Source organism: Vibrio marinisediminis (genome assembly GCF_014050145.1).
Classification (GTDB): Bacteria; Pseudomonadota; Gammaproteobacteria; order Enterobacterales; family Vibrionaceae; genus Vibrio; species Vibrio marinisediminis.
The window spans coordinates 1-266 of record NZ_JACFYF010000275.1 but is presented as its reverse complement, the minus strand read 5'-3'; the positions used below and the strand labels follow the sequence as shown (position 1 = coordinate 266).

Here is a 266-nt window from a genome sequence, read left to right as displayed (position 1 = left end):
CGCGTCGGAAACCGCTCTTGTCACATTCGACCTTGCGGAGGGCGAGAGCCGCTTTGTCGCCCCGCTGGAAGCCGACCGCCCCGAGACCCGCTCCAACGATGGGCGCGCGGACCCCTGGGGCGGGTTCTGGATCGGCACCATGGGCAAATCGGCCGAGCCCGGCGCCGGTGCGATCTATCGCCTCTTCGATGGGACGCTGCGGCGGGTGGTGCGGGACGTGAGCATCTCCAACGCGCTCTGCTTCGATGCCGCCCGAAGCTGCGCCT

At 69.5% G+C, this 266-nt stretch carries 1 protein-coding gene; it reads left to right on the top strand.

Annotated features, from left to right (window positions below; all coding sequences use genetic code 11):
- Positions 1-266 (top strand): SMP-30/gluconolactonase/LRE family protein (locus H2O73_RS24090; RefSeq protein ID WP_182110816.1); only part of this gene is annotated, 266 nt, incomplete at both ends.